This is a genomic window from Trebonia sp., assembly GCF_030042015.1.
In the GTDB taxonomy this organism is placed as follows: Bacteria; Actinomycetota; Actinomycetes; order Streptosporangiales; family Streptosporangiaceae; genus Trebonia.
This window is the reverse complement of the sequence record NZ_JASIAL010000409.1, coordinates 1-6,005: the sequence shown is the minus strand read 5'-3', so window position 1 is coordinate 6,005 and position 6,005 is coordinate 1. Positions and strand designations below refer to the sequence as shown.

General features: G+C 71.9%; 7 protein-coding genes. 6 read left to right on the top strand and 1 reads right to left on the bottom strand.

From position 1 onward, the window contains the following. Positions 1-206: 206 nt before the first annotated feature. The 6 genes from Q1N79_RS22095 to Q1N79_RS22070 are packed head-to-tail and all read left to right on the top strand — an operon-like array spanning position 207 to position 5,579. Entirely contained in the window at positions 207-632 is a 426-nt protein-coding gene (locus Q1N79_RS22095; RefSeq protein WP_300611958.1) for a RidA family protein, read from the top strand. Beyond that, positions 629-1,147 (top strand): 3-hydroxyanthranilate 3,4-dioxygenase, encoded by a 519-nt coding sequence (locus Q1N79_RS22090; protein WP_300611955.1) that lies wholly within the window; start codon positions 629-631, stop codon positions 1,145-1,147. The genes Q1N79_RS22095 and Q1N79_RS22090 overlap by 4 nt, the downstream gene beginning before the upstream one ends. 2 nt (positions 1,148-1,149) lie before the next feature. Continuing rightward, a complete protein-coding gene (locus Q1N79_RS22085; protein WP_300611952.1) occupies positions 1,150-2,148 on the top strand; it encodes an amidohydrolase family protein in 999 nt (332 codons plus the stop codon). Beyond that, positions 2,145-3,449, top strand: coding sequence for a kynureninase (kynU, locus tag Q1N79_RS22080; protein WP_300611949.1), 1,305 nt, complete (start codon positions 2,145-2,147; stop codon positions 3,447-3,449). The genes Q1N79_RS22085 and kynU overlap by 4 nt, the downstream gene beginning before the upstream one ends. Next, entirely contained in the window at positions 3,442-4,815 is a 1,374-nt protein-coding gene (locus Q1N79_RS22075; RefSeq protein WP_300611946.1) for an NAD(P)/FAD-dependent oxidoreductase, read from the top strand. Before kynU ends, Q1N79_RS22075 begins: the two co-directional genes overlap by 8 nt. Further along, positions 4,812-5,579, top strand: coding sequence for a tryptophan 2,3-dioxygenase family protein (locus Q1N79_RS22070; protein WP_300611943.1), 768 nt, complete (start codon positions 4,812-4,814; stop codon positions 5,577-5,579). The genes Q1N79_RS22075 and Q1N79_RS22070 overlap by 4 nt, the downstream gene beginning before the upstream one ends. Here the strand turns inward: Q1N79_RS22070 and Q1N79_RS22065 are convergent. Further along, a partial coding sequence (locus Q1N79_RS22065) for a prolyl oligopeptidase family serine peptidase (RefSeq protein WP_300611940.1) occupies positions 5,568-6,005 on the bottom strand: 438 nt, incomplete at its 5' end. The genes Q1N79_RS22070 and Q1N79_RS22065 overlap by 12 nt on opposite strands.

Genomic DNA, 6,005 nt, shown 5'->3' with positions numbered 1-6,005 from the left:
GCGGCCAGCAGGCCGGGAGCGTTCCTTCCGCCAGGTCCGGGCACACCGCAATAGTAGGGACCAGGATCGGCGGGCGCTGGGGGCGAAGCAGCGGCTCGTTCGGGAAAATTTGAATTCAATTATTCCGAACGGACCCCACCGTCTCTCCAGCGCAGGCATGACTGCGACCGGGGCAGGGCATTGTCCGGAGCATGGATCGCGGTGTTATGGCTGAGGCGAAGGTCCTGGCCGGCCGGGTGGCGCCGCGCGGCCGGTACCCGCACCTCAAGCGGGCCGGCGACTTCGTGTACATCTCGGGCACCTCGGCGCGCCGTCCCGATAACAGCATCGCCGGCGCCGCGGCCGACGAGATGGGGACCGCCTCGCTGGACATCCGCGTGCAGACCCGCGCCGTCATCGAGGCGATCGCCGCGATGCTTGCCGAGGTCGGCGGCAGGCTCTCCGACCTGGTCCAGGTGACCGCGTACCTGGTCAGCATGAACGACTTCGGCGGGTACAACGAGGTGTACGCGGAGTACTTCGACGAGAGCGGGCCGACCCGAACGACCGTTGCCGTCCACCAGCTCCCGCACCCGCACATTCTCATCGAGATCCAGGCCGTCGCTTATATCCCCCCGGGAGGTCAACGATGACGCTCGCCAAGCCGGTCAACTTCAAGCAGTGGATCGAGGACAACAGGCACTTGCTGAAACCGCCGGTCGGGAACAAGACGATGGCCGTCGGCGACGACTTCATCGTGATGATCGTCGGCGGCCCGAATGCGCGGACCGACTTTCACGTCGACCCGTACGAGGAATGGTTCTACCAGCTGACGGGGAACATGCACGTCAACGTCGTCGACGAGGGCGGCGTGCGGCGCGTCGACATCCGCGAGGGCGAGACCTGGCTGCTGCCGGGCGACACGCCGCACTCGCCGCAGCGGCCCGAGCAGGGGTCGGTCGGCCTGGTGATCGAGCGGGTCCGCAAGGAAGGGACGCTGGAAAGGTTCCAGTGGTACTGCCCCAACTGCTCGGCGCTCGTGCACGAGGTGGAGCTGCAGGTCCGCGACATCGTGACCGACCTGCCGCCGGTGTTCGCCGCCTTCTACGCCGACGAGCAGGCCCGGCTGTGCAAGCAGTGCGGGACGCTGCACCCGGGCAAGGGCTGAGCGTGGTGCCGGACAAGGGCAGCGTCGTCGACGTGCACACCCACTACGTGCCGCGCGGCTGGCCCGACCTCGGGCCGGGCACGCCGTGGCTGCGCGCGCAGACCGAGACCGACGCCGTGATCATGCTCGGCGACAGGGAGTTCAGGCGGATCGCCGCGGACTGCTGGGACGCTTCTGTCAGGCTGGCCGACATGGACGCCGACGGGATCGACGTCCAGGTGGTGTCGCCGACGCCGGTGTTCTTCTCCTACGCGCTCGATGCCGCCCAGGCCGGGCGCATCGCGCGGATACTCAACGACCTGGCCCTGCAGATCTGCGCGCCCGCGCCGCGCCGGCTGCTGCCGATGTGCCAGGTGCCGCTGCAAGATCCCGACGCGGCCTGCGCCGAGCTTGACCGCTGCCTGGCGGCCGGGCATGTCGGCGTGGAGATCGGCAACCACGTCGGCGACCGCGACCTCGACGACGCGGGGGTGGTGACGTTCCTGCAGCACGCGGCCGCGCTGGGCGCGCCCGTTTTCGTGCACCCGTGGGACATGCCGAGCTCGCCGCGGACGGACCGCTGGATGGCGCAATGGCTGGTGGGCATGCCCGCCGAGACGCACCTGTCTCTGCTGGCGATGATCCTTGGCGGGGTCTTCGACCGGGTCGACGAGCGGCTGCGGATCTGCTTCGCGCACGGCGGCGGATCGTTCGCGTTCTGGCTGGGCCGGGTGACCAACGCCTGGCACAAGCGGCACGACGTCATCGGCACCTCGCAGTACCCGCCGGAGCACTATGCGAGCCGCTTCTACGTCGACTCCGCGGTGTTCGACGAGCGGGCGCTGCGGCTGCTCGTCGACACCGTGGGCGCCGACCGCGTGCTCGTGGGCAGCGACTACCCCTACCCGCTCGGCGAGCGCCCGGCCGGCGGCCTGGTCCGCAAGGCCGCCTTCCTGGACGAAAGCGCGCGCGCCGCGATCCTGTCCGGCAACGCGCAGGCTTTCCTCGGCGTGGCCCGATGACCGCGGTCATGCCGCGCGAACGGCGCGAACAGCAGGCACGCGAGCTGGATGCCGCCGACCCGCTGCCGGCCCGGCGAGCGGAATTCTGTGTCCCGCCGCACGGGCTGGGCGAGGCCGCCTACCTGGCAGGCAACTCCCTGGGCTTGCAGCCGAAGGCGCTGCGCGCGCGGCTCGGGGCCGAGCTTGACGACTGGGCCAGGCTCGGCGTCGAAGGCCACACGCACGCCCGGCGCCCCTGGCTCCCCTACCACGAGCAGCTGCGCGCTCCCGCGGCACGGCTGGTGGGCGCCCGCCCCGAGGAGGTCGTCGCGATGAACTCGCTGACGGTCAACCTCCACCTGCTGATCGTGAGCTTCTACCGGCCGACGCCGCGGCGGCACGCCATCGTCATCGAGGACAGCGCGTTCCCCTCGGACAGCTACGCGGTGCGCAGCCAGGCCGCCTTCCACGGGTACGACCCGGACGAGGCGGTCATCCGGCTGGCGCCGCGCCCCGGCGAAGCGGCGCTGCGCACCGGTGACATCGTGGGCTTCCTGCGCGAACACGGCGAGCGGGTGGCGCTGGTCCTGCTCGGCGCGGTGAACTACCTCACCGGCGAGCTGTTCGACATCGACGCGATCACGGCCGCGGGGCGGGCCGTCGGCGCCGTCGTCGGCTGGGACCTGGCGCACGCCGCTGGCAACGTCCCGCTGCGGCTGCACGAGTGCGGCGCGGACTGGGCGGCGTGGTGCTCCTACAAGTACCTCAACGCCGGGCCGGGGTCGGTGGCCGGCGCGTTCGTGCACGAGCGCCACCTCGCCGATCGCAGCCTGCCCAGATTCGCCGGCTGGTGGTCGACGGACCCTCGCACCCGGTTCGAGATGGCGCCCGCGGTGACGCCGGTGGACACCGCCGACTCCTGGCAGGTCTCCAACCCGCCGATCCTCGCGATGGCGCCCGTGCTGGTCTCTCTTGAGATGTTCGACCAGTCAGGGATGCCGGCGCTGCGCGCCAGGAGCGTCCGGCTCACCGGTTACCTGCAGTCCCTGCTCGACGAGGTGTGCGCCGCCCGGCCAGCCGAGGTGATCACGCCCCGCGACCCCGACCGCCGGGGCGCCCAGCTGTCGGTGCGGATCGGCGGCCGTGACGTCGGCCCGGTCACGCGGCGGCTGCGCGACGATTTCGGCGTCTTCGCCGACACCCGCCCGCCGGACGTCATCCGGCTGGCGCCGGCCCCGATGTACAACACCTTCCACGACTGCTGGCGCGCCGCGACGGCCCTCGCGGCGGTCCTCGATGACGCCGGCGACACCGATGCCTGAGATCGGGGTCACGGGCGCCCTGGGCGCCCCCGTCGCCATCGTCGGTGCTGGCCTGGCCGGGTGCCTGCTCGCCACGCTGCTGGCGCGCCGCGGCACCGAGGTCACCGTGTACGAACGGCGGGACGACCCGCGCGTGGCCGTGCCCGAGCGCGGGCGCTCGATCAACCTGGCGATCTCCGCGCGCGGCCTGCAGGCCCTGGACCAGGTCGGGCTGCGCGAGCCTTCGCTGTCCCGCGCGCTGCCGATGCACGGCCGGATGGTGCACGGCCGCGACGGACAGCAGAGCTTCCGCCCCTACAGCGCCGACGGCACCCAGGCGATCAACTCGATCAGCCGAACCGAGCTCAATGCGGCTTTGCTCGATATTTCCGAACGAACGTCGGGCGTCTGCTTCCGGTTCGGCCATCGCCTGCGTGAGCTTGACATGGCGACCGGCCAGATGACGTTCGAGACCGCCGCCGGGCAGCGAACCGAACGGGCGGGCATCGTGCTCGCCTGCGATGGCGCCTACAGCGCCGCGCGGCGGTCGGTCACGTTCCGGCAGGGCTTCACGTTCTGGCAGGACTACCTGGAGCACGGCTACAAGGAGCTCACCATGCCGGCGCGGGACGGGCAGTTCGCGCTCGACCCGGACGCGCTGCACATCTGGCCGCGCGGCTCGTCGATGATGATCGCGCTGCCCAACCTGGACCGCTCCTTCACCTGCACGCTGTTCTGGACGGGGGAGGAGTTCGCGGCGCTGCGCGGCGCGGAGCAGGTCCGCGAGCACTTCCTGCGGGACTACCCGGACGCCGCCGGGCTGATCCCTGACCTGGCCGGTGACTACCTGAACAACCCCGTCGGGTCCCTGGCCACGATCCGCTGCTGGCCGTGGGCGCACCACGGCGCGGGGTGCGCGCTGGCCCTTGTCGGAGACGCGGCGCACGCGATCGTGCCGTTCTACGGCCAGGGCGCGAACTGCGCGTTCGAGGACTGCATCGAGATCGACCGCTGCCTCGCCGAAACGGGCGGTTCGTGGAGCGCGGCGCTGGCCGCCTACGAGCAGCGCCGCAAGGCGAACTGCGACGCGATCGCGGACATGGCGCTTGACAACTTCGTCGAGATGCGCGACCGGGTAAACTCCCCGGTCTTCCGGGCCAAGACCGCCGCCAGGCACGCGCTGGAGCGCCGGCTGCCCGGGCGCTACGTGTCGCAGTACGAGCTCGTCTCGTTCACGACGATGCCCTACGCGCAGATCCCGGGCCGGATGCGCAGGCAGGACCGGGCGACGGCGCTCGCCGTGGCGGGCCTGGCCGGGGCCGCGGCCGCCCTGGCCGGCGTGGCGGCGGCCGCGGCCGCCGGCGCGGCGCGCAGGACACGCCGGTGAACGAATCCGGCGACCTCACCTACGGCAGGTACCTGCGGCTGGATGACCTGCTGTCCTGCCAGCGCCCGCTGACCGACTCCCACGACGAGCTGCTGTTCGTCGTCATCCACCAGGTCTACGAGCTGTGGTTCAAGCAGATCCTGCACGAGACCGCGCTGTTGCAGCGGCGCCTGGAGAGCGGCAACAGCGCCGGCGCGCTGCATACCGCGCGGCGGATCGCCAAGATCCTCAAGACCGTGGTCGGGCAGATGGACGTGCTCGAGACCATGACCCCGGAGCAGTTCGCGAGCTTCCGGCCAGAGCTGGGCAGCTCAAGCGGCTTCCAGTCCAGCCAGTTCCGCTACATCGAGGCGGTGCTCGGCCGCCGTGACTTCAGCGCCGCCCTCGCCGATCCCGTCCTTGACGAGATCATGGGGCGGCGGCCCGTGTTCGCGTCGCTGCTGCGCTACCTGAGCGCGTGCGGATGGCAGGTCCCTGCCGACGTTCTTGACAGGGATCCGCGCGAGCCGTGGCGCGGCGACGACGCCGTCAGCGCCCTGCTCGCCGGGGTCTACGCCGCCGCGGCGACGCCGGCCGAGGTGTGCGAGGCGCTCGTCGACATCGACGAGGGCCTGCAGGAATGGCGCTACCGGCACGTGAAGATGGTCGAGCGGATCATCGGCGCGAAGACGGGGACGGGCGGCTCGACCGGCGCGGAATACCTGCGCGGCACGCTGTTCCGGCCCGCGTTCCCCGACCTGTGGGAGGTCCGCTCACGGCTGTGACCGGCCGGCCTGGCGGGGCAGCCCGAGGAGGCCGGGCAGGGCGTCGACGACCACGTGCCAGTCCGGCGAGGCGGGATCGATCAGGGTGAAATGATCGCCGCTGGTCTCGTGCAGCCGGGCGTTGCCGCCTGCCCGCAGGGCCGCGGCGACGTAGCGCTCGCTGTAGGCGAAGGGCACGTTCTCGTCGGCCCGGGAGTGCACGCACAGCACGGCGGCGTCGATGGGCACCGCCGCGATCGGGTCGGCGAGCCGGTAGCGCTCGGGCAGGTCCTGCGGGCCGCCGCCCATCAGGTCTAGCGCAGCCGTGCCGCCCACGCCCTCGCGTGCGCAGTCCGCGAGCGCCAGCACGCCGGCCTGCGAGACGACCGCCGTCACCGCGACCCGCGGTCCGGTACCGGGGGCGCCCGGGGCGCCCGGCGGCAGCCC

What these genes read in the sequence shown, in the direction of transcription:
- kynU (WP_300611949.1), top strand. Translation starts at nt 2,145, where the DNA reads ATGACCGCGGTCATGCCGCGCGAACGGCGCGAACAGCAGGCACGCGAG.
- Q1N79_RS22090 (WP_300611955.1), top strand. Translation starts at nt 629, where the DNA reads ATGACGCTCGCCAAGCCGGTCAACTTCAAGCAGTGGATCGAGGACAAC.
- Q1N79_RS22095 (WP_300611958.1), top strand. Translation starts at nt 207, where the DNA reads ATGGCTGAGGCGAAGGTCCTGGCCGGCCGGGTGGCGCCGCGCGGCCGG.
- Q1N79_RS22075 (WP_300611946.1), top strand. Translation starts at nt 3,442, where the DNA reads ATGCCTGAGATCGGGGTCACGGGCGCCCTGGGCGCCCCCGTCGCCATC.